Annotated in this window: 15 protein-coding genes; all 15 read right to left on the bottom strand. The window is 61.5% G+C overall.

Annotated features, from left to right (window positions below; translation table 11 throughout):
- Positions 1–85 precede the first annotated feature (85 nt).
- The 15 genes from ACPQ6D_RS00495 to ACPQ6D_RS00565 all read right to left on the bottom strand — a co-directional run bounded on the left by ACPQ6D_RS00495 (position 86) and on the right by ACPQ6D_RS00565 (position 25,823).
- The gene (locus ACPQ6D_RS00495; protein ID WP_423222320.1) at positions 86–3,448 is read right to left on the bottom strand and encodes an alkaline phosphatase family protein; all 3,363 of its coding nucleotides are present in this window, start codon (positions 3,446–3,448) and stop codon (positions 86–88) included.
- A 333-nt stretch (positions 3,449–3,781) separates the two neighbouring features.
- Positions 3,782–5,596: a DUF2142 domain-containing protein gene (locus ACPQ6D_RS00500; protein ID WP_423222321.1), complete on the bottom strand. Its 1,815-nt coding sequence runs from the start codon at positions 5,594–5,596 to the stop codon at positions 3,782–3,784.
- The gene (locus tag ACPQ6D_RS00505; protein ID WP_423222322.1) at positions 5,553–6,746 is read right to left on the bottom strand and encodes a Wzz/FepE/Etk N-terminal domain-containing protein; all 1,194 of its coding nucleotides are present in this window, start codon (positions 6,744–6,746) and stop codon (positions 5,553–5,555) included. Before ACPQ6D_RS00505 ends, ACPQ6D_RS00500 begins: the two co-directional genes overlap by 44 nt.
- A 237-nt stretch (positions 6,747–6,983) precedes the next feature.
- Positions 6,984–8,201 (bottom strand): glycosyltransferase family 4 protein, encoded by a 1,218-nt coding sequence (locus tag ACPQ6D_RS00510; RefSeq protein ID WP_423222323.1) that lies wholly within the window; start codon positions 8,199–8,201, stop codon positions 6,984–6,986.
- Positions 8,202–8,240: 39 nt separating this feature from the next.
- Entirely contained in the window at positions 8,241–8,942 is a 702-nt protein-coding gene (locus tag ACPQ6D_RS00515) for a glycosyltransferase family 2 protein (protein WP_423222324.1), read from the bottom strand.
- Between the two features lie 139 nt (positions 8,943–9,081).
- The gene (locus ACPQ6D_RS00520; protein WP_423222325.1) at positions 9,082–10,104 is read right to left on the bottom strand and encodes a prephenate dehydrogenase; all 1,023 of its coding nucleotides are present in this window, start codon (positions 10,102–10,104) and stop codon (positions 9,082–9,084) included.
- The gene (locus ACPQ6D_RS00525; protein ID WP_423222326.1) at positions 10,101–10,709 is read right to left on the bottom strand and encodes a hypothetical protein; all 609 of its coding nucleotides are present in this window, start codon (positions 10,707–10,709) and stop codon (positions 10,101–10,103) included. The genes ACPQ6D_RS00520 and ACPQ6D_RS00525 overlap by 4 nt, the downstream gene beginning before the upstream one ends.
- Positions 10,687–11,376 carry a site-2 protease family protein gene (locus ACPQ6D_RS00530; protein ID WP_423222327.1) on the bottom strand — a complete coding sequence of 230 codons (690 nt, stop codon included), beginning with the start codon at positions 11,374–11,376 and terminating at the stop codon, positions 10,687–10,689. Before ACPQ6D_RS00530 ends, ACPQ6D_RS00525 begins: the two co-directional genes overlap by 23 nt.
- 30 nt (positions 11,377–11,406) lie before the next feature.
- The gene (locus ACPQ6D_RS00535) at positions 11,407–11,895 is read right to left on the bottom strand and encodes a hypothetical protein (protein ID WP_423222328.1); all 489 of its coding nucleotides are present in this window, start codon (positions 11,893–11,895) and stop codon (positions 11,407–11,409) included.
- Positions 11,896–11,945: 50 nt separating this feature from the next.
- Positions 11,946–13,883, bottom strand: coding sequence for a DUF4012 domain-containing protein (locus tag ACPQ6D_RS00540; protein WP_423222329.1), 1,938 nt, complete (start codon positions 13,881–13,883; stop codon positions 11,946–11,948).
- 1,100 nt (positions 13,884–14,983) lie between these two features.
- Positions 14,984–20,893 carry a galactose-binding domain-containing protein gene (locus ACPQ6D_RS00545; protein ID WP_423222330.1) on the bottom strand — a complete coding sequence of 1,970 codons (5,910 nt, stop codon included), beginning with the start codon at positions 20,891–20,893 and terminating at the stop codon, positions 14,984–14,986.
- 327 nt (positions 20,894–21,220) lie between these two features.
- The gene (locus ACPQ6D_RS00550) at positions 21,221–21,721 is read right to left on the bottom strand and encodes a hypothetical protein (RefSeq protein ID WP_423222331.1); all 501 of its coding nucleotides are present in this window, start codon (positions 21,719–21,721) and stop codon (positions 21,221–21,223) included.
- A 235-nt stretch (positions 21,722–21,956) separates the two neighbouring features.
- Entirely contained in the window at positions 21,957–22,808 is an 852-nt protein-coding gene (locus ACPQ6D_RS00555; protein WP_423222332.1) for a hypothetical protein, read from the bottom strand.
- 857 nt (positions 22,809–23,665) lie between these two features.
- Positions 23,666–24,487, bottom strand: coding sequence for a hypothetical protein (locus tag ACPQ6D_RS00560; protein ID WP_423222333.1), 822 nt, complete (start codon positions 24,485–24,487; stop codon positions 23,666–23,668).
- 241 nt (positions 24,488–24,728) lie between these two features.
- On the bottom strand, positions 24,729–25,823 hold the full coding sequence (locus ACPQ6D_RS00565; RefSeq protein WP_423222334.1) for an RICIN domain-containing protein: 1,095 nt from the start codon (positions 25,821–25,823) through the stop codon (positions 24,729–24,731).
- Positions 25,824–26,332 lie beyond the last annotated feature (509 nt).

The following is a 26,332-nucleotide window of genomic DNA, read 5'->3' on the forward strand; positions in this document are numbered from 1 at the left end:
ACGCCTCCAATAGTCTGGCCTGGTTTTCTACCGTCAATCTCAAGATGCGATTCAACTCAGGCTCATTATTCGGGGAAATCTCCGATCAGTTTAGGTAGCCCAGATTCGTCAGTTTTTCCACAATGAGTGCCTCGTCGCTGGACGAGTAGACTTCCTGGCGCGGCGCGACCGCGGCGTCAGCCTCTTCCGTCAGATGGACCGGATGCGCGCTGCGATAGGCGGTCGTGAAGATCTCCGACAGCACGCGGCCATCCAGGCCCTGGGGCACGGGGGCGCCGAGACTGTACAAAATGGTCGGCGTCAGGTCAGCCAGACCCAGACCTGGCCCCAGCCGTTGGGCGACGATGTCCGGGCCCCAGGCCAGGAAGATGCCGTCTGGTTGGTGCATCCCCTCGCCTTCGGCCGTCACGTCGGTAAAGAGTCGGCCTGGCGACACTTCCGACGTCGGCTCATAGCCGGGCGCCAGTTCATAGACGATGTCCGGCGCCTGGTCGGTAAATGGCCCCTGATAGAATTCCTCGCGATTGTACACCGCACGCACCACGCGCTGTCCCTGGCGTGGGTCTACCAGGTTGAGCAAGCGCGCCTTGATCGCCCGACGCAGGGCATCCACCTCAGCCTCGTCTACCACGCCATAGGGTTCGCGGCCGCGGCGGTTGATGTAGATGGCATACTCGGAGGCCACGCCGGAATAGGCCTGCGTGTGCGCCCAGTCCAGGATACGATTGACGGCAAACGCGCGGCGCCCGCGCAGCAGCAGGCTGCGCGGCAGAAAGCGCTTGATCCAGCCCATGGACTGCTTCAGCCGCTTGCGCACATCGGCCTTGCCCGCGGCGTAGGTCAGCCAGCCCTGGCTCGCCAGCCATTGGTCCATGTGCACGCGGGTATGGCGAAAGCCGAAGCCGTGATCAGACAGCATGAAGACGCGCGTGTGTGGCCCGGCGGCCAGGGCCAGAGTGCGGCCGATTGCGTCATCCACGGCGCGGTAGGCCGCTTCCACGGCCGCGTGAATCGGCGTGCGTTCGAAGGCATGCGGCCCTGAGAGGCCTAGCAGGTCATCGAGGTAGCGCCAGGTCCAGTGCTGCAAGCGGTCGGGCGTCTCGTACACCACCATGATGAAATCGCCGCCCTGCGGCAGCAGCAGCTCTTCCAGGGCCGTCTGTCGTTCTTGCAGCACGCGCTGCAGATCGTTTACCAGGGCCAGGCGCTGCGCAGGCGCACGATAATCACGTTCTTGCTTGAGCACGCGCAGGTCAATGGTGTAGCGCCGGGCGCGCAGCGCGGGCGCCAGCGCGGCCGGATAGGTAAAATCGCTCTCTTCCGACGGCGTCATCATGCCGCTGACCAGCCAGCCGTTGACCGGGCGCACGGGGTAGGTCAGGGGCACGTTGAGCACCCCCACACGCAGGCCGTGGGCGCTCAAACGTTCCCAGAGCAGCGGCGCCTGGATGGCCGTGGCATTGACATAAGTGCGCTCCAGGTCACGATTGAGCGCGCGCTGAAAAGCGAACACGCCGTGCCGCCCCGGATTCAGCCCAGTCATGAAACTGCTCCAGGCCGGCGCGGTCAGCGGCGGCAGGGTAGAGCGCAGCGGCGCGCTGGTCCCCTCGGCCACCAGCCGCGCCAGATTCGGCATCCACCCGGCCGCGATCATCGGACTGAGCAAATCCCAGGTCGCCCCGTCCAGTCCGATCACGAGGGCGGAAGGAGGAGAGGGGAGACCGGAGACTGGAGACTGGAGACTGGAGACTGGAGATTGGGGGCCGGGGACCGGAGATTGGAGACCGGAGATTGGAGACCGGAGACCGGAGACCGGAGATGGGGCACCATGGACCGGAGAACTCTCGCCTTCCACGAGCTCGATCTCCGATCTCTGATCTCCGATCTCTTCCCCAATCTCCGATCTCTGGTCTCTGGTATCCTTCCCTCGCATCATCCCCCGCTCATCCAGCTTGAACAGCCAGCGCCGAATCCAGCGCAGGCGCTTGTGGAACGTCACCATGGCGACGGCGGCTTCCAGTTCGTGCGCGCTGAAGGTGCGGAGCAGGAGCAGCACCGCGCCGTAGATCAGCAGACCAAGCGGCGCGGTCAGGAACATGGACCAGTGACTGAATAACGAGAGGGAACCAGCCGTCACGGCGCTGGCCAGGGCCATTTTGACCGTCACCAGGCCCATCTCCCGTTTGTCAAGGTAAGGCAGCAGCGCGATCATGCTGATGACAAAGACAATGCCTTCGGACAGCATGATGCCGTAGGCCACGCCCACGGCGGCGAACATGGGCACCAGGTAGACCCAGGTGACGATCGCGCCGGCGGCGAAGCCGATACCCAGGCCGACCGCCACGACCCACTGACGGCCCACAGCCAACAGGGCGGCTTCGAAGAACTGGTTGGAGAAGGTGAAAAGAATGATCCAACCGAAGACGGCCAAAATGGCAGATGCGCCGGCCAGGCCGCGCCCCAACACCAGGTCGGTGATCTGCAAGGACAGGCTGGTCATCAGCACGGCCAGCAGAAGGCTGATCGCGATGAAGAGCTTGAGACTTTGGGCCAGCGTGCGCTTGAACTTCTGCGGCTGCAAGCGCGCTTGCTGGGCAAAGACGGGCAAAATGGCGCCGATGAGGGCTGACGGCACGATGCGCATCTGCTCCACGAGGCGAATAGGGCCATAGAGCAGGCCGGCGGCCAGGTCGCCTTGCCCCGGCGCTTTGGCGTTGAGAATCGTGGTCAGCATGACGATGCCCCCACGCCAGATGAAGCGGCGCACGAACATGTTGAAGCCAAGCGGGAAGGACTCTTTCAGCAAGTACCACATGCTGCGCCAGTCGGTGCTGATGGAGTCCTTGATGAAGCGTTTGCGGCTGAGATACCAGCCGGACAGTAAGCGTAGGAAGTTTGCCACCAGGCGCATGCCAAACAGCCCGGCCAGTCCCCAATCCAGGCCGATGGCAACAAAAGTCAGGAGCAGAATAAGCGCCTGCCCAAAAATCACGGTGAAGGCCTGGTACTGCATCTGCTGGTAAGCGCGGAAGACCGCGGTGAAGATCTCGGTCAGGTTGGAGAAAACCTGGCCGACCGCAAAAAAGAGAATGGCCCACCACAGTTGAGGATCGGCGTAATGGCCTTGCGCGGCCACCAGCACGGCCACCACCATGACGACCGAAAGCACCCAGCGCAAGGTCCACACCCCGGCCAGATGCTGGCGCGCATGGGTCTGATCGCTGGCGACCTCGCGCACGAGCACGCGCGAGTTGCTCAATTCGGTGAGCATGATGAACAGCTCGATGAAGGAGATGACATAACCGTAGCGGCCAAATCCGGCCTGGCTGAGGTAGCGCGCGGCCAGCGAAAGAATGACAATGCCTAGCAGGGCCTCTACGATGTAGGCAATCAGCAGGTAGCCTGAATTGACCGCGATGCGCCGCGGGCGTTGATCAATAGCGGTCATACTCAAGTCAGTACCTCATCAGGTGATAATGTCATAGACCTCTCGCGCCGGGCGACCGAAGTCGCAGAGTAACTATTCAGGCATCCTGCGCCGACTGCAGCCGCCGAATGAATTCGGGCCGCAAGGGCGTGCCGCCGCCAGGTCGGCCGGAGCCGACCGGCGCCGCGTCCACTCAGGTGGACGCCTGGCGGAACGCCCATCAGGCGCGATTTCAATCGCTCGCTTGCCACGGCGCGCCGCCTGAATAGTTACGTCGCAGAAACCATTAGGAACTCGCCCTGCGGCAACTAGATCCAGCCTCTGGATGAAGGCTTTGCCGTCGTCGCCGCGGTTTCAAGCGCCTATTCGACTAAACCACGGTTGGAGCAGCAGCAAGACAACCACATCGAGCAGGCCAAAACCGGCCATGAACCACACGCTGGCCCGCGGCAGTCGCCAGCGCCGGCTCCAAAAGCGCAGGCCGCTCACCAGCAGAATCATCCACGGCGCCAGGGCCGGCAGCAGATAGCGCCCCTGCGGTTGCCAGTCGCGCACCCACATCGGCGCGGTTGCCAGCGCAAACGACAACGTCACGGCCAGCAAGCTCCAGCCCACGGCAACCGCTGTGACGGGATCGTCCCGGCGATGGAACCGTAGTTCCCCGCCAATGCCCAGCAGGGCCAGCAGGCACGCCAGGGCAATGAGCACGTAAACGGGCAGCGGCAGCGGCGCTTGCAGCCAGCCAAAATTGCCCCAGAACCCGGGGAAGAGCAGAGCCAGGTAAAGTAGAATGCGCCCTGGGCTGGCTGGCCCCGCGTCCGCGCTGGCCGCCCAGGTTTGCTGCAACGGCTGCACGAGCGGCTGCGCCAACAGGCTGCCCCAGGTCACGGTCTGTTCAAAATCGCCATTGACCAGGCTGATCGGCCCGTCAAGCCGCGCGTCATCCACCCACAGCACGCCGGTTTCGCCTGGCTGCTCACCAGCGCCTGGCGCAATACCCAGCAGCACCTGCGTGGCGGTCACGCTGATGGTGCGCGTCACGGCCAACCATGTCCACTCAGCCGTCACCGGCGCGGCTAAACGTTCGAGGCCCGCATCATCTTTGATGGTCAGACGAGCCATTTGCGGGTCGCCGGGGCTGCGCACCCACGCGCCAAAGCGGATGGTCTGGCCGCGCAAACCGGCCGCCGGCAAGGTCTGGGTCACGCGGCCCCAACCCTGCGTCGTGTCGTCGCGCACGGTCATGCCCCAGCGCCCGCTGTGCGCCGCGGTCGGCGTCAAGCCGCCACCCCAGGGCTGTCCGCGGCCGCCCCATGCGGCCGGCTGATGGCTGGGTAACAGCGCCAGCGCGGCCAGCAGCGCCGCCAGTCCGATCAAAGCGCCGCGCTGGCGCCGCGTGCCGCGCATGCCGAAACGCCAGGCAATGGCCGCCAGCGCCAGGGGCAGCACGAACCATGCCGTCTTCTTGATCCAGGCCGCCAACAGGGCTGTGACCAGCAGCGCCAGCGCGGCGCGCAGGCGGCCGCGGTCTGGCAGCGCCAGGCGCAGCAGGCAGCCGAACGTTAACGTGCCGCCCAGGACGGCCAGGCTGTCGTTGTTGACGCCGCCGGCCAGGAACGCCAGCATTGGCAGACCGGCCACGGCGGCGGTCGCCGCCATCCGCGCGCCGGGCGCCTGCGGCCAGAGCGGGCCGACGGCCCACCACATTGCGAGCACCCCGGCCACAAAAAACAGCCCCGACGCCAGCCGCATCAGGCGAACCTGGACAGGCAGGGCCAGGGGCGTTCGGCAGATCAGCGCCGGCAGCCAATAGTAGAGGGGGGATTCATCGCCCACCTGCCGGCCGGCATTGCGCAAGAACGGGTCGTCCGCAAAACGACTCGGCAGCGGGTCAGGCGTCGGTTGGCGCACCAGGCGCCAAAAATCGTCGGCCGCCAAGGCGCGCAGCAGCCGCTGTTGGAGGGCCGGGTCATCATCACCAGCGCGTAGGTCGCCGCCGCGCTGCGCCAGCAAGCAGGCCATTTCCACATGGGCCGGTTCATCGGGCGCCTGCCATAACGGCGTGAACAGGCTGAAAGCCAGGGCGTGCAGACCGGCCCAGATCAGCAGCCAGCGCAGGCCGCGGTTAACGCGCAGCGTGGGCGCTAACTGCTTGCGGACGCCGTTCAAAAACAAAGTCCCACAGCAGAGCCAGCCATACGCCGGCAATCAGGCCGGCCGCGCCTGCAATCACGATGCGCAGCAGTACAGACCAGGAACGGGATGCCATCTCGGCCGCGGCGCGCTCCTGGATTTCAACCGCCAGCGGGTCAATCGGCGTCTGGTACTCGATTTCATGCAGCTGACGCTGCACGGCCAGGTAGGGATCGGCCGCCAGGTTGCGCTGCTGGGTCAACCAGTACAGCCGTGAGTCCTCAGACGCCAGCTTGGCCTGCAGCTTCAGGACATCGCTGTTGAACCAGGTCACTGACTCTTGCAGCGTTGTCGCCTCGCCCTGCAGAAAAGTTTTCCAGGCCGCCAGATCGGTGTAAGCCGGGCGCGCGGCCTGCAAGGCAACCCGCGCCTGCAAAATATCGTTGGTGAGCATTTCCCAGGCGATAGCGGTTGGCGGCCGCTGCCCATTCTGCGCCTCGTCAATCTGGCTCAACAGGCGGTTGACCGCGTCGAGCGCCACCTGATAATCGGCCTGCAGCGCCGCTTTGGCATTGAGTTCCTTCTGGTCAGGCTCCAAGCCGGCTGCCTCGATCGTCGTTGAGCTGCCGACACCCTGCCCGGTTTCGGCTTTGAACGCCTCGAGCGCCTGCTGGTTGCTGTCCAGTCGGGTCTTGAACTCTTTTCCTAGCCCTGTGACCTCCTGGTACATCAAGTCTACGCCGTACTGTTCGGCCACGGTCTTCTGCAAGGCGTCGGCCCAGGCGTTCGCCAACTGCGCCGCGTCCTCAGCCGTCGGCCCGGCGGCGTCTAGCAAAATGCTGTCGGTGGATTCCGCACGCAGCGTGACGCGCGCCAGCAGATTCTTGTCAACCGTCAGGTTCAGTCCAGCCACGGCGCGCTCGGCCACGGTCTTTGTTTGGCCGAGCAGCATGAACTCGCGGCGCCAATCGCGCTTCGTGTCAATGATGCGCTGCACCGCGGGGTCAATGTTCCACTGGAATTGGGGCACACGCACACGCAGGACCGCACGCGCCTGGTAGGTGGGTGGTCGCAGCAGACTGTACACAAACGTGGCGCCGACGGTCGCCAGAAGCACCAGGGCTATCAACAACCAGCGACGGCGCAGGGTCTGTACAAAATTCGTGATATTCAGTTCTTGGGTCATGATACACTCGATCAGGACGTACAACCCCAGCGGGTTGCCGTTCGGATTGGGCAGCCTATCCGGGCTGCGGCACAGCGGCGATTATAACACCCTGCAAGGGATGGCGCAAAGCGCGGGGCGGAGATGGGAGAGCGGAGAACGGAGATCAGAGATTAGAGATCAGAGATCAGAGACTGGGCGTGACGACGCTTTCGGGCGAGGAGATCGAACCACCGACGGCGTGGGTCTCACCGTAGGTCACGCCTCCGGCGTGACGACGTTATCCGGCCCACAGAACGAACTTACGCGGCGATAAACCTCTTCGATGGCGGCGGCGGCATGGGGCCAGGTGTACTGCTGCATGGCGCGGGTGCGCAGCCGCGCGCCACGCGCTTGCGCCGCCGGCCGATCGCTGAGGGCCAGGGTCAGCGCGCGCGCCAATCCCGCGACATCGGCCGCCGGGGCATAGAAGCCGAGATCGCCCAGGTATTCGCGGTGCACGGGGGTCTCGAAGGCTACCACCGGCAGCGCGCTCGCCATGTAGGTCAGGAGCTTACCGCTGCCCTCCGTGGTCGAGAGTTTGGGCGCGACCGCGACATCGCCCAGGGCCACGAAGCGCGGAGCCTCGGCAAACGGCACCATGCCGGTAAAAAGCACATCCGCGGCCAGGCCCAGGCGCTGCGCCTGGCGCCGGTAGTGCTCCACAAAAGGAAAGCCCATGATGAGAAAAAACGGCCGGCCGGCCGTGGTTGGCGGATCGCGCTGCAGCCTCTGCGCCGCGGCCAGGAGTAGATCAATGCCCTGGTAAGACGCCAGCAGGCCGAGGTAAACCACCAGCGGGCGGTCAGGGGGCAGGCCGAGCTGGGAGCGCAGCTGCGCGAGTTCGTGAACGGAGAAGGCCGATGCGGGGCGAAATTGGGCTGCATCCACGCTGTCCGGCAAGGTTGTGACGCGCGCTGCAGGTACGCCAAACGCGGTGATGAGCAGCTCGCGGGCGTGCTGTGAACTGGCAAGAATGGCCGCAGGCCGCTGATCAATCCAGCGCTCCAGTCGCCGCCACGCGGGCAAGAGCGGCGACCTCGGTGCTAGAAAACGATGGTCGAGCATCTCGCCGACAAGGCTGCCCTGGAAATCGAACACCACCGGAGGGCGGCGACGGACAGGCAAGAGCGCGCCAAGCAAGGCGCCTTCATGCAGGTAGGCATGGATCAGATCGGGCGACCAACGCTGGGCCGTTTGCCAGACCGTCAGCGCCAGCAGGAAATCAAGGCCGAACTTACGCCAGGAAGAACCAACCGGCATTTCCTGGTCGTGTCGCCGCCAGGGTGGGCGCACCGTGCACAAACCAGGCACTTCGCGTCCGCCGGGGTACGTGACGATGCGCACCTGGTGCCCGCGAGCCTGCAGAGCCTGCGCATGCCCGCGGATGCGCACATGGCAGCCGTAGTCGGCAAAGAAGCCGGTGGGTGCGATCATCAGCACCCGGTAGGATGATGTCGTGCCGACTCCCCGCGCTTAAGCCTCGCGCCACAACTCACGGCGGAACTGCCACAATTCGCGAAACGCGCGCAGAATCACGTGCAGCTTGGCCCCTGTGGGACTGCCGGCGGTGCGCGGCAAATGGCTCACTGGCGCTTCCTTGATGCGGAACCCCGCGCGCTTGGTGCGCACCAGAAACTCGGCGCTGAACGTGGCGCCGCGTGACTGAATCTGCGGGCCAACCTTTTCGATCACCTCGCGACGGAACAGCTTGAACGCGCAGTCAATATCGCGCACCGTGTAGCCAAAGAGGATCGTCACAAGCATGCTCCAACCTTTGCCAAACAGGACGCGCACAGGCGGATCGCGGCGCGGCGCACGATAGCCAACGACCATGTCCGCGCTGGCGATCAGCGGCAGCAGGCGGTCCAGTTCTTCCAGTTTGAACTGACGATCCGAGTCGGTGAAGAAGACCAGGTCTTTGCGCGCATTGGTGATCGCCGTGAAAACAGCCGCGCCGTAGCCGCGGTTAACCGGATGATCCACCGGGCGCAGTTCAGGATAGATTTGCGCCAGTTCCTGCAGCACCGCGCCGGTGCGATCCTTACTGCCGTCGTTGGTGACAACAATTTCGAACTCGTCGCCGCGCGCGCGCATGACGCGGACCACGTCGGCAATCATGCCGGGTAGGTTTGGCTCTTCGTTATAGGCAGGCATACAAACAGAGATGCTAGGCACGGAATTGAAACTCCATTTTGATTTGGTCTTTTGATTCTATCCATTGGGGGCGCTTTGCAGGTCGCCAGGAAATCTTGTCGGCGGCCTAAAGATGCCAGCCGGGCCGCCTGATTACACACGGACGACTGACAAATAGGGTCTAGTTCTTTTTCTTGCCGCTGTTTTGCTCGCCGCGCAGTTGACGCCCACCCATCCCAAACATGCGCATCCAGATGCTCGGATGCTCAGGCAGCGCAGGCATATCGGCAACGAGCGGCGACCTGGTGCGGCCAACCATCCAATCGCCGCGCGCGGCCAGAGCGCCAGCAAACGCGCCCTCCAGGGCCGCTGGCTCGCCGCTGGCGATCAAGTCACGCCAGACTTCCAATTCCTGACTGTACGTGTCCAGCCAACGCAGGACATTATCACGATTGCTGAGGGTGGCCTGCACCAGCGCCTGCGCGCTCTCGGCCGACAGCCGCGTCGAGGCGTCGAACTGCGCGCCCGCCACCTTGCTGATCTCTTTCCACGCGCCTTGACGGGCTACGGTCAAGAGGATGGCAGCCAGGATGGAAGGCGTGGTCTCGACGCCGGCCATCAAGCCATCATGTTCCGCGGCGTCCAGGTACAAGACGTTGGCGCCCAGCCGATCCGCCAGATCGGAAACCACTTGCGATGCCTCCGGCGATGTCGTTGGCGTAATCGTGAGGCAGTAGGGCAGCTTGTTGAAGAGCTTGGGGGTGGCTTTGTAGAAACTGGTATCGGCGGCGGCAATGACTGGATGACCGCCCACAAAGAAGACGTGGGCCGGCAGCACCTCGGCTGCGGCCTGCAGCACCGGCAGTTTGAGGCTGGCCGTGTCGGTGACCACGCAGCCTGGTTTTAGTTCTCCGGCCATCGCGACCAAGGTGGGCCGAATCTCAGGCAGGGGCAGGTCGAGGATGACCACATCGGCGCGCTCGATGGCAGAGACCAGGTTCCACTCCGTGCGATCAACGGCTTTGACCTTGCGCGCCTGTTCGGCGGCAGCCGCGTCTTTGTCGTGGCCCACGATCACCACACGCTGTTGGCCTGCGGTCTGTTTGAGTCCCAGGCCGATTGAAATGCCGATCAAGCCGAGGCCCACGATGGTGACTTGCGGCGCGGGCTTGGACGAGCCTGCGTCAGCGGTTTGTTGGTTCATAATAGATCATCTACTCCCTGCAGAGCCATCAGCCAGGCGTCGCGCTGACTGATGGGGGTTGTGCGATCAACGACGGGCGCTTGATGCCGTTCGATCAGCCAGGCCGTCATGTCCGAGCAGCCGGCGCTCAGCGCCAGCGCCGCGCCCAGCGCCGGATGATGCACCGTGACATAAAAAGGATAACGCCAGCGGCCGGGTGCGGCTGGCCGCGCCAGCCAGTGCAGCCAGGCCCGACCGGGCCGCGTCAGCTTGAGCAGCACCAGCGCCACGCGGTGCCACAAATGTAAATGACCAGCCTTGGCCACATCGTGCAGCAGCGCGGCGGCCAGCAAATCATGATCGGCCGGGTTCTGATGGCCCTGGGCCTGCAAGGCGTGCAAGACGTTCAGGCTGTGCCGTTGATCCGGCGTTGGCATGGCCGCAAAGAGCGCCCACGCCGACGCCGGCAGAATCGCGCGCGCCATGTCCATCTCGGACGACGTCACCTGGGCGTGGACAGCCGCCCAGAACTGGTAGACGCGATAGCGGGCGCGGCGCAACAGGCGCGAGCAGCCAGCAGGCGCCGTGGGCGTTGGATGCTCTCTAGAGACCAAAGAGTAGTTCACGCAAGAATTCCACGGGCGGGCCGATGATGCCCGAAAAAAGGCCGCCTGGTAAGAGCACGAGGAGCAGCAGTAAGAATGACCCGTACTGCGCCAGCATCATGAGCTGATTCCGCATGGACGGCGGCAGCAAATTGGCCAGGATATTGAACCCGTCCAGGGGCGGGATCGGCAGCAGGTTGAAGACGAACAAGAGCAGATTGATGATGCCAAACGTGTAAAGAACCTGCCACAGCATCGAGCCTGAGTAGATCTGCGCACGAAACGGGATCGCGATCAACGCCGCCAGCAGCAGATTGGAAAGGGGGCCGGCCGCCGAAACGATGATTGAGCCAAGTTGGCGGTTGCCGCGCAGGCGGTTGGGATTGACTGGCGTCGTCGCCCAGCCAAAACCAAACAGGAGCATCAGAATGCTGCCCATCGGGTCAATGTGCGCCAGCGGGTTGAGGGTGATGCGGCCATACTGCCGCGGCGTGGGGTCGCCCAGACGGTCAGCAGCCACGGCGTGCGCGAGTTCGTGCACCGGAAAGGCGATGAGCACGATCAACACACGCGCAATCAACGAGTAAGTGGTGACATACTGCGTGTAAATCAGCGCGGCTAACACGAGGATGAAACCGGCTACGGCCAGCAGTTTCTGTTGTTGTGTCCAATTCGACCAGTTAATCATGAGTGGTTGGGATCCTCTCGCCTGGGAAGGCTAAGCAGACGGGTGTTGGCGCCGGCGCACAAATGCACTGACTCCCATCAGGATGACGAGCGCCGCGATGAATACCACCCATACGGTGTAGCTCAGGCCCAAAAAGCCTTGCGCGTACGCGGTGGCCTCCACGATGCGATCGTAGGTGATGCGGTTGCCGGTGCTTTCCAGTTCTTCTAGCTTGTAAAAATAGGTCTTACCCGCTTCCACCTGCGCGTCGGTGTAGGCATAGCGGCCGCCTAACAGCGGATCGGGCGAACTGGGCACGAGCTCGGCGTTGATTTGGACATACTGACCATCGCGGCTGTCACTGCGGAAGACGTTGAAGCCGGCCGTGTTGACTTCGGTCTCAGTGGACCACTGAATGACAATGGGGGCCGCCTGACTGCTGCACCCAGGGAGCCACACAGCAGTCAGCAGCACGAGAACCAGGCGCCAGGCGCTCTGCATCATGTGCAAACGGCCTGCCATCGGATACCTTCGATTCACTCTCTGCTCCTCCTCTGAGACTGTCAAGACTTCCGAAGTCTTGCGATTGGCTAATGCACCACCAATGTGCGATCGCGCGCCAACGTGGTCTGCCAGGTTACCTGGCCCGCTTGCATCTGCGCATCAGCGGGTGTGACCTGCCACTGGCCGCCGCTGGGCAGCTTGACTGTCACCTGTAAAGGCCACGGCCGCGTGCCGGCCTGTTTCTGAACTGTCAAAGTGTAGCGGCGATCCTGAAAGACCTTCTGCGGTAAATCATACACAAAGCGCACTGTGTGCGTGCTGTTGGGCGGCAGCACCAGGTACCCGTGCAGTTCGACCGTGCCGCGTTCGCCCGGGCCAGCGCCGAGTGATCCTGGCTCCAGGCCAGCGGCCGCCATCAAGACGGCCCCGTCCGGCACGAGCACGCGCATGTAATTGAAATAGCAGCGCTCCAGCATATCCTCATAGGAGTTGCCATAACGCGCTTCGTGAACACAAGAGGTTAGCGGCGTCGTTCCGCTGTGACGATACTGCACCACCAGCTCGGCATGGATCATACCGGTCGGCTGCAGAGTGATGGTGTAGGCCAGCGACACATTGACCCGCGGATTGACCTTGTTCCAGCCGAGGTTGCTGTCCACGAGGGCCAGGAAGTCGCCGGAGCCAGGTTGGATGGCGCCGTTCCAGCCGCTTTGGTTGAGCATCGTTTCTACGGCTGGATCATTGACTGAAATCAGTAGATGGCGCTGATCCAGGGCAGTCTTGAGCGCAAACAGCAGGGCCGCGGGGCGCAGGTCGCCGCTTTGCGCCTTGTCCAGCGTCGCGCGCATCAGATCGCCCATGAAGTCCTTGCGATGCAGCCACCAATCATCGCTGCTGCCGCCGCCCGTGGGCGTGACTGTCGCCTCTGAGTCGGCCGGCTGCGCCCAGATCGTGCGCATCGCAGTGATGACATTCGCGCCGGTCAACGGCGCCTGATAGCCTTCCATCCTCAGCGGCTCCAGGGCCGCTACGAGCGCCTGTACAAAGTCCAGGTCAAAGGCAATCACCCCGTCCGCGGCCACGCCTTTGTTGAGGCGATACAGCCCTTCGATGACCCGCGCGCTGGTCGGAAAATCGGGCGACCAGTTGGCGTCGCGCACGGCCAACACATCGGCTTGCATGAATTGGGCCAGCGGGGCCGGCGCGTCAGGGTGGGGCAGCGTCCAATCGTCCACGCTGTAGGCGTCCTGCAGATCGGCCGCCATGCGGCCGTTATCCAGGCGCAGGATGCCGATGCCGCTGATGAAACCGCCCGTGGCGCGCAGTTCATCGTTGTTTTGCGCGACCAACAGATAGCTGCGCGGCGCATCAGCGCCCAGGAGGGCTGGCGCCAGCGTCGCGCCGCGCGCCAGGGTTTGCAGCAGCGGCAGCGCAGCATCGAAGCGATCGAGCAGGCCGCGAGTTCGACCAGAAAAGCCGTCCGTGTTGATCTGGATGCGCGCCGCGGCCGCCTGCCGCAGTCGGGCTGAAACCTGGTCGAATTGCGGCGCGGCCAGGGCCAGCGCCGGGATGATGCGCTCGGTCAGGCTGCCCGGCGCCTGCTTGTCCTGCCAGGCGTTCAGCACCGGCGTCAGCGCGTCGAAGGCCAGGCGCGCGGCCGCGCTGCTGTTGGTTGCCAGATCGAGCATAGGCCGCGCCTGCGCCGCTTCCGGTCCCACTTTGGGCAGCCAGCCCAACGCTGGCGTGATGAACACGAACGGCCGCATGCGGCGCGCCAGGCCCTGCACGTCATCATCCAGCGCCGCGATCTGGGGCTGCAGCGCCACAAGGTCAGCCGGCTGGATCTTATCCAGGGCGCCTGGCGCGGCCAGGGCCTGCAACTGGGCGACGTTCGCCTGCAAGCGCCGCACATGGCCAACGACTTGCCAGCCAGTCCAGCCCAGCCAGAGGGCCAGGAGGATGAGGAGGGCCAGGGAAATGAAACAGCCAGGGCGTCGCCAGCGTGAGGCCGGCTGTGCAAGCATTGGTGATTCTTTGGTCACTACCTTGTCTCAAACCATTCGTGGACGTTGTCGGGCGGCCAGATTATAGCATAGGTTGGGCGGATTGGAAGATTGGAGATTGGAGATTGAAGTGTGTCGTAACTTCTGAGGCTGCCAGGGATCTAGACAGGTCGCTGTCAACGGGCGAGATAGACAACACGGTTCCACGGCCTTCACAGGAACGTTTGACCGCGGCTGCTGTCAAGCCATCGCACGGATCGGCTGCAGCCAACGTCAGCGGGGGTGCATTTCAGTTTGGGGGCAATCGCTGAGCCGTTGGCGTAAGCTCAGAGCGCTTCCCGCCAGGATTGAAATGCAATCGTCCCGTAGGGACGCCTTGACTTGAGACCGATGACGCCCCCCGCGCCGTCGTCCCGTAGGGACGATTGAATGAGGGCTATCCTGCGAGAGAGGAGTTCAACCGTCCCTACGGGACGGACACGGATGGGTGCGATCATCTAGGGTCAGGTGTCCCTACGGGACAGGCACCAATCCTGCGAGGATAGCGGCATCAATCACGATGCCGCGTTTAGGGTCATGGCCTGAGGATCGAGCGCAGAGGTTCCTGTTTCGCCCGGTCAGGTTCGCCCTGGCCCCCCCAAAGGTTGTGTGGTTTCAGTTTGGGGGCGCAGCCCACGAAGGTTGGGCTTTGCAGGGGTTGCAGCGATTTCAATCGTCCGCCCCGCCCCCATTCTGAAATGCGCCCCGTCAGCAGGTGCTGACCGGCGTGAACCCGCACATGGCCGGATGCGCCACGGCCGATAGCCTGGGTCAGGATGAACCCACTGGCCGGCCAGGGAAACCCATTCGTCCCGCGACCACGGTGATAACCTATGGCGCCAGGCCCGTGTATCAACGCCGCGGTTGCGCTCATCCGCCAAACGCCTCCAGCTTCGCCAACACCTTCTCCGCCTCCTCCCGCGCCACCGCGGACGGGGGCTGGCCAATGAATATCTGCAACCTGGCAATTACACCGTGCTCCCACCCATTCCCAACCTGCAAAAGGCAGGCAACCGTTCCGGACACGAACGCTCGCTTCCCCACGGTTCTGCGCCGCAACGGTTGCCTCGATACTCACTGTTTCAGCACGTTGTGCCCCAAAGAGAAGCCACGCGCATGATATCCGTAGCAGTCACCTTACCATCTGTATCCAGGTCAAAGCGCGCATCCCAACCGGGGCTGGCGCTTGTCTCTCCCCAATGGGCGACGATGGCCTGAATATCCTCAACGCCAATGCCAGACGGCGGATTGTAGTCGGGACAGCCGCCAGGAGCTGCTGTTGGAGTTGGGGTGGGGAGCTGGCTATGCACAGCAGTCGCCCCTGCCATATTGCGCAATACGCTTAGCCCGCCATAGGTAATGTCGGTCTTGCGGGGATCAACCGTCGCAAAGGTCAGGTCAGTGCCCACGTCAGGCGGCGAGGCAATGACGACAACCCGTATCTGGGCTATAGAGAATGTGCCGCTCGGGAAGTTGAAGAATGTCCCGGCGGCATAGTCAACCGTACCAGCGATATTGTCATAGCTGTTGACCAGCGTAATCGGCAGGTAAGTCGTATCAGGAATGATCGCCTGCACCTGGAGATAAGCCGGGTCGAAGTTCACATACGTGCTCGCACCGTCTATCGGCTGCGCGCCCGCGGTGATCTGGATCGTCAGCGTGAACACATCGCCAGCAGCGACTGTGCTGCTGGCCGGCAGCAGGCTGACATCAACCGTGCCGGTCCGCGCCCTCCCCGGTCGCCACGTGCGATCCACCGCCGGCTCATCAACAAGCTTCTTGCCCTGGGTGGCTCCACCACCGCAGGTTGCCCCCATTTGGCCAAAGTTGCTCGCCAGTGAAGAAAAGTCCAGGATCGTCACGCAATCGTCCTCGTTGAAGTCGGGCCGATCATCGTAGCCGCCTGCGCCAACGCACTTGCCGAAGGTCGTCGCCAGGATCGAGAAGTCGAGGATCGAGACCACGTTGTTGTTGTCAGCGTCGCCCTCCTTCAATGTACCCAGGTTCAGCACATTGTTGCCCCAGGTGAGCGAGACCGGCACCTTGCTTTGCAGCGTGTGACGGTTCTTGATGCAGGCATCATAGCTGCCAGGCAGGGTGCCCAGGGTCAGGGTGAAGACGCCACTCTGATTGGTGGTTGGCGTTGCCTGCATGACTGGATTAGGATGGCCAGCCGCGTACAGATTGAACGCGATGGGCACGCTCCACGAAGGGTGTGGGGCTGGATTGGGGCGTTGGAAGGTCAGGTGCCCCTCGATCGTACCAGTCAAGACAATACGGGTGGCGCCCGTGAGCGAGCCAAGGATGCTACCGGCGTACGTGACATCGCTCGCCCGCGGTGTGACCGTGTGGAATGTCAGGGTCGTTGTCGGCGCTTCGGCGATGGCGACCATCCGCACCGAGGCGATGGCGAACGTGCCGGATGGGAAATTGCTGAGCGCGCCGGCCGCATAGTTGACCTGGCCCAGTGTGTTGTTGTAGCTGTTCTGAAGAGTGATCGGCAACTTCGATGCGTCGGGCACGATGGCTTGCACCTGGAGCACCGCGGCGTCGAAGTCCACGTAGGTCGCCGCACCATCCACCGGCTGGCTGCCGGCTTTCACCTGGAATGTAATCGTAAAGACCTCGCCCACGCCGATTGTGCCCGCCGGCGGCTGGACCGAGAGATTGGCTCTGACCGCTATGGCACCGTTGTGCGTGCTGCCCAGGACACTGGCGCCGGCGAGGCGCGCATCGGTGCGCCGCGGGTTGACTGTGTGGAAGGTCAGGTTGGTGCTGGTCGTATAGTCGAGCGCCTCGAAGTAGATTGTAGCAACCGTGAACGTACCTTGGACCGTGCCGCTCGCCGTGCTCGCAACGTAGTCAATCGTGCCCGCGTTGTTATCGTGGCTGTTCGTCGTGACATTAGGCAACGTCGCGCCCGGCGTGCTGCTTGTCACGCGCAGTTTGGTTGGGTCAAAGTCGAGGTAGGTAGCGACCGTGTCCACGGGCTGCTGGCCGGTCGACATCTGCAGCGTTACGGAGAAGATTTGCCCCACACCGACCGTTTGCGCAACCGGCAGGATCGCAAGCTCAACCGGCACCGCCGTCACAGTCCCTCCACGAAGGTAGCGCAGCACGCTGCCGCCGGCGTAGGTGGCATTGCTCACGCGCGGCTGACTGGTGCCGAAGGTGAATGGGCTGTTCTCAGCCGCGGCTACGGCGACCAGGCGCACGCGCGCGATCGCGAATGTACCCGAGGGATAGTTTGAGAAGGCTCCCGCCGAGTAATTGATCTGGCCGAGCGTGTTGTCGTACGAGTTTTGCAGCGTGATTGGCAGCCTGGCGGGGTCAGGTGTGATCGCTTGCACCTGAAAGCGCGTCGGATCGAAATCAACATAAGCCGCAGCGCCATCCACGAGCTGCGTGCCTGCCTCCACTTGCAGGGTCAGAGTGAAGACCTGGCCAACCCCGATCGTGGTGGTTGGTGGGTTAATCACCAGATCAACTTTGCACGTGGGACAGGCAGTAGCTGTCGCCGTTGGCGTGGCGCTCGATGTCGGTGAGGAGATGGGCGTGATCGTCGGCGTCGCCGTGGGTGTAGGTGTCCACGTACTGGTGGCCGTAGGCGTATCGGTTGGTGTTGCGGTGGGTGTCGACGTGGGCGTGCCGGTTGTCGTTGTTTCGGTGGGTGTGGGAGCGGGTAAGCCGGTGCGATAGATCCGCCCGTTAGGACCTGTGCAGGCATAGACGGCATTGAGATACTCGGCAAACGCAAAGACATTCACCTCGCCGGTAGTGCCCGCCTCTATCCATGTACCGGCCTCGTTGAAAAAGGCACGTCCCATCTTCGCGCCTGCCCAAAGCGTGCCGTTGATAGCGCTCAAGCGCGCATCGCCGGACCCCTCGATGCTGTAGCTCAGGGTCCAATTTGTGCCGTCGTATGCATACAGGGGGCTGGCGGAACCATAGCCGGCCAAGCCCACAACGAGCTTGCCCTGGCCGACCGCCAGGCTCCAGATACCATCCTGCGTGAGTCCATAGAAGGCAGTCAGATTCTTCGTCAGTTCCCATGCCGAGCCTGTCCAACGCCACAGCTTGGCTTGGTTGCCTCCTACGCCGGTGCCGACGTAGAGGCTGCCGGCGTAGGAGGCCGCCGCGCGCACAGGATTGGAAGCCTCGGGTGGAGAACCAACCGTTTGCCAATCAGCATCACCGTACCGATGGTAGACCTCCCCGGCTGGTGATCCGTTGACGGCATACAGCGCACCGTCATGCACCGCGAAGTCTTCGATTCCCGCGTACCCCCCACTTGCTGGCCCCGTGAAATCCGCGACGAAGTTGGTGCCATCGTAATAATACAAACGCACGTGAGGTGTACCCATTTCGCCGATGCGCGTCCCGATGTACAGCCTGCCGTTGAAGGCCTTCAGCGCCTCAACCATCTGGATGTCAGTGCCTGTTCTGGCCGCGAGATTGAGATCAGTCCAGTGATTGCCATCATACTCGAACAGCCGGCCATTGCCTTGGCCAGTATTGCCCCCCGCGTAGAGCTTGCCGGCATACACTTCCAGTGCTTTGAGTTCACTTACCGGAGCTTCATAGCTCAGTTGCCAGGTGACCGGTGTCGGAACCGATGTTGCGGTAGGCGTCGGGGTTGCACTTGGTGTGAGCGTTGCTATAGGCGTTGGTGTACTGGTCGGCGTCACGGTTGGTGTTGTAGTGGCACTCCCTGTGGCAATCCAACGCTTGACGAAGATTTCACCGGTTGGACTGCCCCATGCCACATAGGCCTGCCCAAGCGTATCTATAACCAGGCTGGGCGCGTTGCCGAGGCCAAGTCCATCGCCGCTGGCCGACCCGGGGCTGACTTCGACCCAGTTCGCGCCGTCGAACCGCTTAACGTAAATGCGGTCGCCTTCCTCCCAAGCCAGGAACGGGTAGCCCGTAGGATCAATGGCCAGGCTCGGCTTGCGCGAGGAGGCGCCGCTGTTACTGATGCCGCCGCCGGTGGCCGAGCCGACGCCCACTTCGGCCCAGCCTGTTGGGACGAGCCGTTTGACGTAGACTTCCCAGTTGCCGTTGTCTTGCTGGACCCAAGCGATGTAGGGCGTACCTGCGGAGTCAATGGCTACTGCTTGTTCACCAGCAGTTGAACCCGGGGGACTTCCGTTCGCAGCGCCGCCCAGGGCCGTCCAATGATCGCCGTCAAACTGGACCAGCCAGATACTATTCCAGCAATCGCGGCTCACCTGGTAGATCGTGTCCCATGGATCGAAGGCCAACATCCCATTGCCGCCGCAACCGGAGGCTACGCCCCCGGTCCACGTCCCAGCGGCGCTGTCGAAGGCCATTGCGTAAATGCGGTCTATGCCGGAGCGATCATCGGTCCAGGCCACGTAAGGAACGCCGGCATGACTAACCGCCAGGCTGGGCGCCCAGGAGCGCGCGGGATGGTTGCTGATGCCACCGCCAGTGGCTGACCCAGCGCCCATTTCGACCCAACCGGTCCCGTCAAACTGCCGTCCGTATACCTCGAAATTGCCAGCTGTTGTGTCGTCCCAAGCCACGTAGGGCGTGTTCGAGGCGTCCAGGGCCAGGCTCGGCGGACGCTCGCCTGATCCACCGCTGTTGTTGCTGATGCCGCCGCCGCTGGCTGCCCCGGCGCCGATTTCCTGCCAGGTCTCGCCATCAAACCAACGGCCGTAGACTTCCCAGTTGCCGGCCGTCTGATCTTGCCAGGCGACATAGGGGGCGCCGCCCGAGCTGAGAGCCAGGCTCGGCAAACGAGAAACCCCGCTGTTGTTGCTGATCCCCCCGTTGCTGGCAGAACCAGCCCCCACTTCAGTCCACTGACCGGCTGGTGGTGTGATGACAGGCAAAGGTGTAGGCGTGGGTGATGAGGTCGCCACCATGTGGTCGTAAACTTCGAATTCCCACAGAGCATAGCCCCAGCCTGAGGTTTGCCGGGCAGTACCGTACATCCTGACATAGCGTCCCGTTCCAGTGACGTTGAGGATTTGTGTACCGCCGATACCCACGATCTGGGTGTAGATGTCCTGCCAAGTCACAGCGTCCCCAGAGACCTGGATTTGATAGCTCGTGGCGTAGGCGTTTTCCCAGCGCAGGATAACCTGAGCGATGGAGTGGCTTACGCCAAGGTCAACATAGATCCACTGTGGATCGCTCCCTGCGCTTCCCCACATGGTCTGGCGGTTGCCGTCGAACGCCTTGGCTGGCTCATAATTGATCGCCCAGGAAGAAGCATAGCCTGGTCGCCCCAGGGCCAGATTGTCTGAGGGTGGTGGCGTGGGCGTGGCCGTTGGTGTGGCAGGCGGCCCGTTGTAGATTGCGAACTCCCATAACGAATAACCCCAACCAGTGGCGCGCTGTAACCCGTACAGACGGACATAGCGTCCGCTGGCAGACACAGCAATGCTATCCAGACCACCGTTACCATTGGTTTCGTGATAGATCTCCTGCCAGTTGACAGCATCCGGTGAGACTTCGATACGATAATCGCGGCCATAAGCCGACTCCCAATAGAGCCGAATCTCCTCAAGATCGTAGGTGGTGCCGAGATCCACGTAGATCCATTGCGGATCGCTCGACGCCGAAGACCAACGCGATAGCCTGTCACCGTCGAAGGCGTATCCAGGAATCAGTCCCGCTTCATATGACGACGCGTGGGCGGGCTTGCCCAGGGCCAGGTTGGTACCAGGGACCGGCGTAGCAGTGACAGTTGATGTCGGCGTCGGTGTGCCAGTGGGTAGGGGTGTGACGCCGGTGATGGTCAGGTCGTGGGTTGCGTTGCTGCCGACCTCGTTGGCAGTGCCAGGCGTGACCAGGGTAAAATAGCGTCCTGCGTCGGGTGCGACAAGGGATTCGGAGGAAGGTGGTGTCTCCACTTGGGCCGCGAGAAGCGTTGATACACTGAGGAGGAGGACAACAGACAAGATCAGGACAAGGACAATGAAGTGAAACGTCGTAGAAGCAGGTAGACTCGTTTTCATGGGAACCTCACATTGTTGGATGGGGGCGGGCAGTTAACCGTACTCCTGTGAATTGGATTCGTCTTCACGTACCAGGCGACTCGAAGTAACGCTGGACAGCGTCTGTAATCGCCTGGGCGGAATCGCCCGGTCAATGAGACACGAGCTTTGTGTCGCCGCGGTTGCTCGTGAACGCTGTCTCGACCCGCGCGGCCGGCGCGTCCATGTGGTGGATGGTCAGCTCAAACTGATTCTGCTGGCCCAAGATCTGGAAGCATCATCCATTATGGCACTGCCGGTTCCCCTCAACAATGATCATGCGCATGTTTGTGGCCGCCAATCGTTTCGTTAACCGTTGCTGGACGTATTGCCTGGGTTATTCCAAGGATTATCAGGGTTATGCCAGGAGTTCCAATGAGCCGCCTCCTGTTGCCGACGTTCTTCCGCTCGCCGTTCTTCCTCCAAGCGCACAGTGCCGGCCGCGATCAGACCGGCGTCCACGCGGCCGGCCGGCAATGGCTCATCGGTGCGCCATGTCCAGGTATAGCCGCACAATCTGCACTTGGCGTCAAGCGCCCTGTAATCCTCATGCCAGGTGTGCAACACCGCGTCAGGAAGGGTCAGCGTCGCCGCGAATAATTTCCCACCGGCCTCCATGAGGATAATGGTACAAGCCATCCAAATCATGAACGCGAACGCGATGAACAGTAGACAGAGATAAAGGATGACCAAGATCGTCCAGACCGGGATACCGACGAGCCACCGCACGAGCAGCGGTACATCAGGGTTCCGGGACCAGGCCAGGAAGCCCGTTGCTTCAGACCAGCCAACCGATTTGGCGCTGGTCACCTCTACCTTACAGCCGCCGCAGTTCGGACAGGGCGCGTTGGCCGGGTAGCTGATATTATCCAGGGTCTTCGAACCGATTTGGCTTCGCGTCCCCTGCGTTGTAACGGAGTTTCTTGCAGTCATGTTGCCCTCCCTCCTGAAATCACAGAGATGCGATCATTCGATTGCATCGCGACTCCAGACGCCTTTTAGTAATGTAGCGTCTGCTGCTTGCCCACCTCCGCGCCAGCCATCTTTACGGCGTGCAATACCAGCTCACCGCCTGCCGCCGGTCCCCCATCACCGCCCTAGGCCGCGCCTGGCTCGTCAGCTGGCACGCCGCGTCCATGTCCAAGCTACCCACCTCCGTCAAGCCGAGAAAGCACGCCCAACTCTTGGCGTCGCGCTCATTCTTGTACGCGGCATAGGCGTTCGTGCCGTAACGATTTGTGCAATACAGGGAGTATGCTACAGGGCCTTTCAGAATCTGCAGAGTGATATGAGCCTCCTGCAAGATCTCGCGCACTCTGTCGATAGCGACGCTGCCGCAACTGGCCGTCAGTGTGATGACCTTCATCTTGGAGCCGACACCCTGTGCGATTTTTCCCAGGCAACCGAGCCCCGCATCGGTTTTTTCCAGGATCGAGGCTATTTCCGAAGCCTCGGCAAAACTCAGTGCTTCATCGAGTTGCTCGACGTACTTCTGGTTCGAACGCGCCGATCCATCGTCTCCGGTGCAACCCTGGCCTTCAACATAGGTTACCGGTTGGTACTGGTCGGTCGTCGTCAGGTGCAGACTATCGATCACGCATTGACGCGTGCCGCGGTTCAACACATCGAACTCCAGGTTTAGTGTTTCACGCCACCAGAAGTTCTTCGTATCCATCACTCGCTGTCCCATCGTGAACCGTTTCTCCCACACGGTCGTATCACCATACTGGTTTTGGCCCACGATTTTCAGCCGGGTGAAGGTTTCCCCCTGTACATTGAATCGAATTTGCCTGGAATCGAACGTCTCCTGGCGCAGCGAACGATCCGCACACCAGCCGGCGTAGCTGTCACTGCTAGACAGGCTAACGCTGTACCAGGTATAGCCGTCAGCAACCACTGGACCGTTTAGAATCCGCATCCTCGTGCCAGGTTTGACGGTCTGCAGCTCCCTCCACGTAACGCTGGGGCCTACACGCAGGCGGGTTGTATCCGTGGCTAACGCGTTGTCGCCGGGTTTGAGCGCACCCGTTGGGACCGGCGGATGTCCCACAGGAGTCGACGTAGGCGACGGCGTGACGTTGGGCCTCAGGGATGGCGGGCTGGTCGGGGCACGTGTGGCGGTTGGAGTTTTCTTTGAAGTAGGTTGCGGCGTCGTAGTCGGCTGTCGAGTAGCAGTGCGTGTCGGAGTAGGAGTCTGTCTGGGCGGAACGGATTCACAGACGGACACTTTCTCAATTCGCGAGAAACTCCGCATGACCAATACGTCCGAAGGTGGAAAGAAGACCGGGTCGAAAATCCGATAATAGCCGGGGTCGAGATCGATCACCTGCTCATAATGTAGAAAGTCTTCATCAGATAAATGGTCAAGGCGAATCACCTGGTCTGTTCCCCAAACAAACAAAGTGGGTTGGGGAACAGCTTCTATCCATCCGCAAACAGATATCTCCTGAGCGGACGTTGTCACTGATGCCACTGAAAGGCATATTGTCCACAACGCGAACGATAATATGATGTAGCGAATGATGCGGCAAGGCATGGTTGTGTTCCTTTATGACGACTTTGGGAAAGAACCTAACGGCCCCCGGTTCACCCGCCCGCGCGGCTCACAATACGAATTTCGGTCGTAGGAGGCACGCAACCATCAAATTGCGCCGTCCTAGTGGAGCGAGCAGAGCGAGCGGGTCAACGTACAACCGGTTTCTAGGCCAAGTGTCCAAGTGGCCTTCGCGCTTATTCAACCATAGGGCGGACAACTTACTTCATCCGTCTGTACTCGATGGTTTGATCACCTTCTTGAAACATCAAGGTGTCACCAGATACTGCAAATCTGTACACGGCAGCTCCAGATGAACCTTCGAACTTGATTCGATCATTTTCCGGGAAAGAGTACTTGCCACTCTGGTTCATATACTTAGGCAATATGAACGTGCCGTCTTTCAAGAATTCGATTTGCTCGGCAAAGGTAAAGAAAAGCCCAGCCTGGTCCTCTGACGTTACCCTTTCCCAGATACCCAAGAGAGACTGACTTCCGCTTGAACTGGCACGGGGAGCCTTCGTGTCCTCTGTCCGTCTGTACTCGATGGACTGATCACCTTCCTGAAACACCAGACTATTACCAGAGAGTGCAAATTTGTAGACGGCGGCACCAGATGAACCCTCAAACTTGATCCGGTCGCTTTCTAGAAAAGAGTATTTGCCACTCTGGTTCATGGACCTAGGTAAGACGAACGTCCCATCTTTCAGGAACTCGATTCTTTCGGCAAAGGCAAAGAACAGTCCAGCTTTGTCCTCTGACGTTATTCTCTCCCAAGTTCCGATAAGAGACTGGCTTCCGCTTGGCTCGGGTGCCTGAGTCGGAACTGAAGCCGCGGTTGGCGCTGGTGTCTTTGAGGCCTCAACAACGATCTGTGTTGGAGCGACAAGCGGTTCGGGAGCATTGGTAAGCCCTGCGTTTGAGACAGGTGGCGATGGCTGCGGTACCGGAGTAGCTGGTGCGTCACAGGCGGCTAAAGATACCAAGAGCAGAGCCACGAACATGATACTACCAAGCCGAGACAGATGCTGTAGGCGGTGCATGAAAACCTCCTTCGATATTCGAGATAGTTGCCACATATCTGGCGATTCGATTCTGAACATAACGTTCACACAACTCGCTGGCTTGACCAGCCTAACGCCTGGGGTTCACCTACGGCTGCGCCTAGAGCCTACCACGGTCCGCAGCGCGGCCGGTGCAGCCGTCAGGTGGAAGCCCGTGTGTGGCCGCGGCCCCTCGCAAGACATGCTGCACCGGCCAAGCGAAGCTCTGGCCTCACCGGCGTTATTTCCTGGGCGGACAACCACCGGATGGTAGCTGCACCTCTTCGAAGATCCACTGTTGATTGCTGCCGCCATTAGGCTCCCACTGGATTATCTGAACATGACTGTTTTGGCTTCCGCCAGGCACATCCAAGACTTTGCCGGTCAGCTTCGACTGGACGACGTAACGACCATAAAGAGCGACCAATTGCCATTTTTGGTTGTCGCCGTTGTGACAACTCCACTCGATAATCGCGACGCCGTTATCCCTGGAACCACCGGATATATCCAGGCACTTTCCGGTCTTGTAGTTGACAATCCGTACATATGACGTCCGCGACAGCGGGTCCTTTTCTGGTAGGGTTTCCAAGACCCAGATCTGATCTTCACTCTTGGGATCTCGCGGAAGCTGAACTACGGCGGGCTTTTTCTTCAGGTCAGCGGACGGAGCGAGAGCTTTTTTGTTCGTCTGGTCGGCCGGAACGATGGCGTAGAACTTGGGCGTCGTGATTTCCCGCCAGAAGCTCACACCGTCTCCATTCTGGACGTAGATCGGCACCTGGCTTACGTTTTGACACAGCCCGTCTGAGTAGGTGGTCCTCCATGCCTTGTTGTCGTAGCAGCCCCAGTTGGCGCTCTGCACCATCACTTCCCACTCCTTATACGTGTTGTTGTAGGCCGCACCGAAAACGAATCCGGTGTGCCCGGAAGCGACAGCTGTCTGGGACACTCTTCCATTCAACAATCGAAACGTGGTCCCGCTCTTGATGATCACGACGTCACCGGCTTGGGGCGCTTCGTTTTTGTATCGCCATGATGTGGCTACATTCAGTTTAGTTGCGCACTTGAACTGAATGTAGCCATCGTTCCAGTACTTCTGGGCTGCCAATGAGTTTGCATCGGGCCAAGCGCCATTCACTTTTGCGCCGAACTGCCGGAGGGCAACATAGGAAGCGCAGCCGCAATTCGGGGCAAGGTCACTGTTGGCACTGCACACGCCCGCTTGCGCATGCGTCGAGCGGGGGGTCAGCCATGTCAGGAACAAGCCAAGCACGAGGGCAAGCGCCAGTCGTGATAGGAACCAGAAGAACGAGAGGTGATCGCGCTGATGAGTCATGGTATCCTCCACTTGAGCAAGCATAGGAACAAGTCAATTCGTCCCCGCTGGCTTGGGGTAGTACCCCGCTAAACCGTAGTGGGGGACGAAATTTGGAAAAAGTGAAACCACTGGCACATTCAAGTAGGAAACAAACCAAGCTTAAGAAATGCCAATGGATCCACAATAGGTGTTTTGCCCGAATTTGGTGTGTCCGGCAAGAGGCCGGTACGGGCAAGGCAATATCGGCATCATAGCCGAAAAGAACAACGCTACATTTGTCGTATTTGCAGGCAAATGTTGGCGGCGAGCAAGGGTACGGTACTCTACCGGTTGCGTAAGGTTGCCGAGGTCGTAAGCCTGGCAATCACCTTGCTGGCGTACGGTTGTCAGGTGCAGGCGATCGTCATGTGTTTGGCTTGGATGAGCGCACTGTCCAGGACTGGCCACGTCGCGCCGGATCACGTCGGCGATTCTTTCTTTGGGATAGAGGCCGGATAGGGTCGTCTTGTAATATATCGTTTCCTCCC

It is taken from the genome of Candidatus Amarolinea aalborgensis, assembly GCF_900491745.1.
Classification (GTDB): Bacteria; Chloroflexota; Anaerolineae; order SSC4; family Amarolineaceae; genus Amarolinea; species Amarolinea aalborgensis.

Bases quoted from the DNA above. Each gene is read 5' to 3' on its own strand.
- ACPQ6D_RS00565 (WP_423222334.1), bottom strand. From the start codon at position 25,823: ATGACTCATCAGCGCGATCACCTCTCGTTCTTCTGGTTCCTATCACGA.
- ACPQ6D_RS00505 (WP_423222322.1), bottom strand. From the start codon at position 6,746: ATGACCCAAGAACTGAATATCACGAATTTTGTACAGACCCTGCGCCGT.
- ACPQ6D_RS00560 (WP_423222333.1), bottom strand. From the start codon at position 24,487: ATGCACCGCCTACAGCATCTGTCTCGGCTTGGTAGTATCATGTTCGTG.
- ACPQ6D_RS00495 (WP_423222320.1), bottom strand. From the start codon at position 3,448: ATGACCGCTATTGATCAACGCCCGCGGCGCATCGCGGTCAATTCAGGC.
- ACPQ6D_RS00545 (WP_423222330.1), bottom strand. From the start codon at position 20,893: ATGAAAACGAGTCTACCTGCTTCTACGACGTTTCACTTCATTGTCCTT.
- ACPQ6D_RS00540 (WP_423222329.1), bottom strand. From the start codon at position 13,883: ATGCTTGCACAGCCGGCCTCACGCTGGCGACGCCCTGGCTGTTTCATT.
- ACPQ6D_RS00510 (WP_423222323.1), bottom strand. From the start codon at position 8,201: ATGATCGCACCCACCGGCTTCTTTGCCGACTACGGCTGCCATGTGCGC.
- ACPQ6D_RS00520 (WP_423222325.1), bottom strand. From the start codon at position 10,104: ATGAACCAACAAACCGCTGACGCAGGCTCGTCCAAGCCCGCGCCGCAA.
- ACPQ6D_RS00530 (WP_423222327.1), bottom strand. From the start codon at position 11,376: ATGATTAACTGGTCGAATTGGACACAACAACAGAAACTGCTGGCCGTA.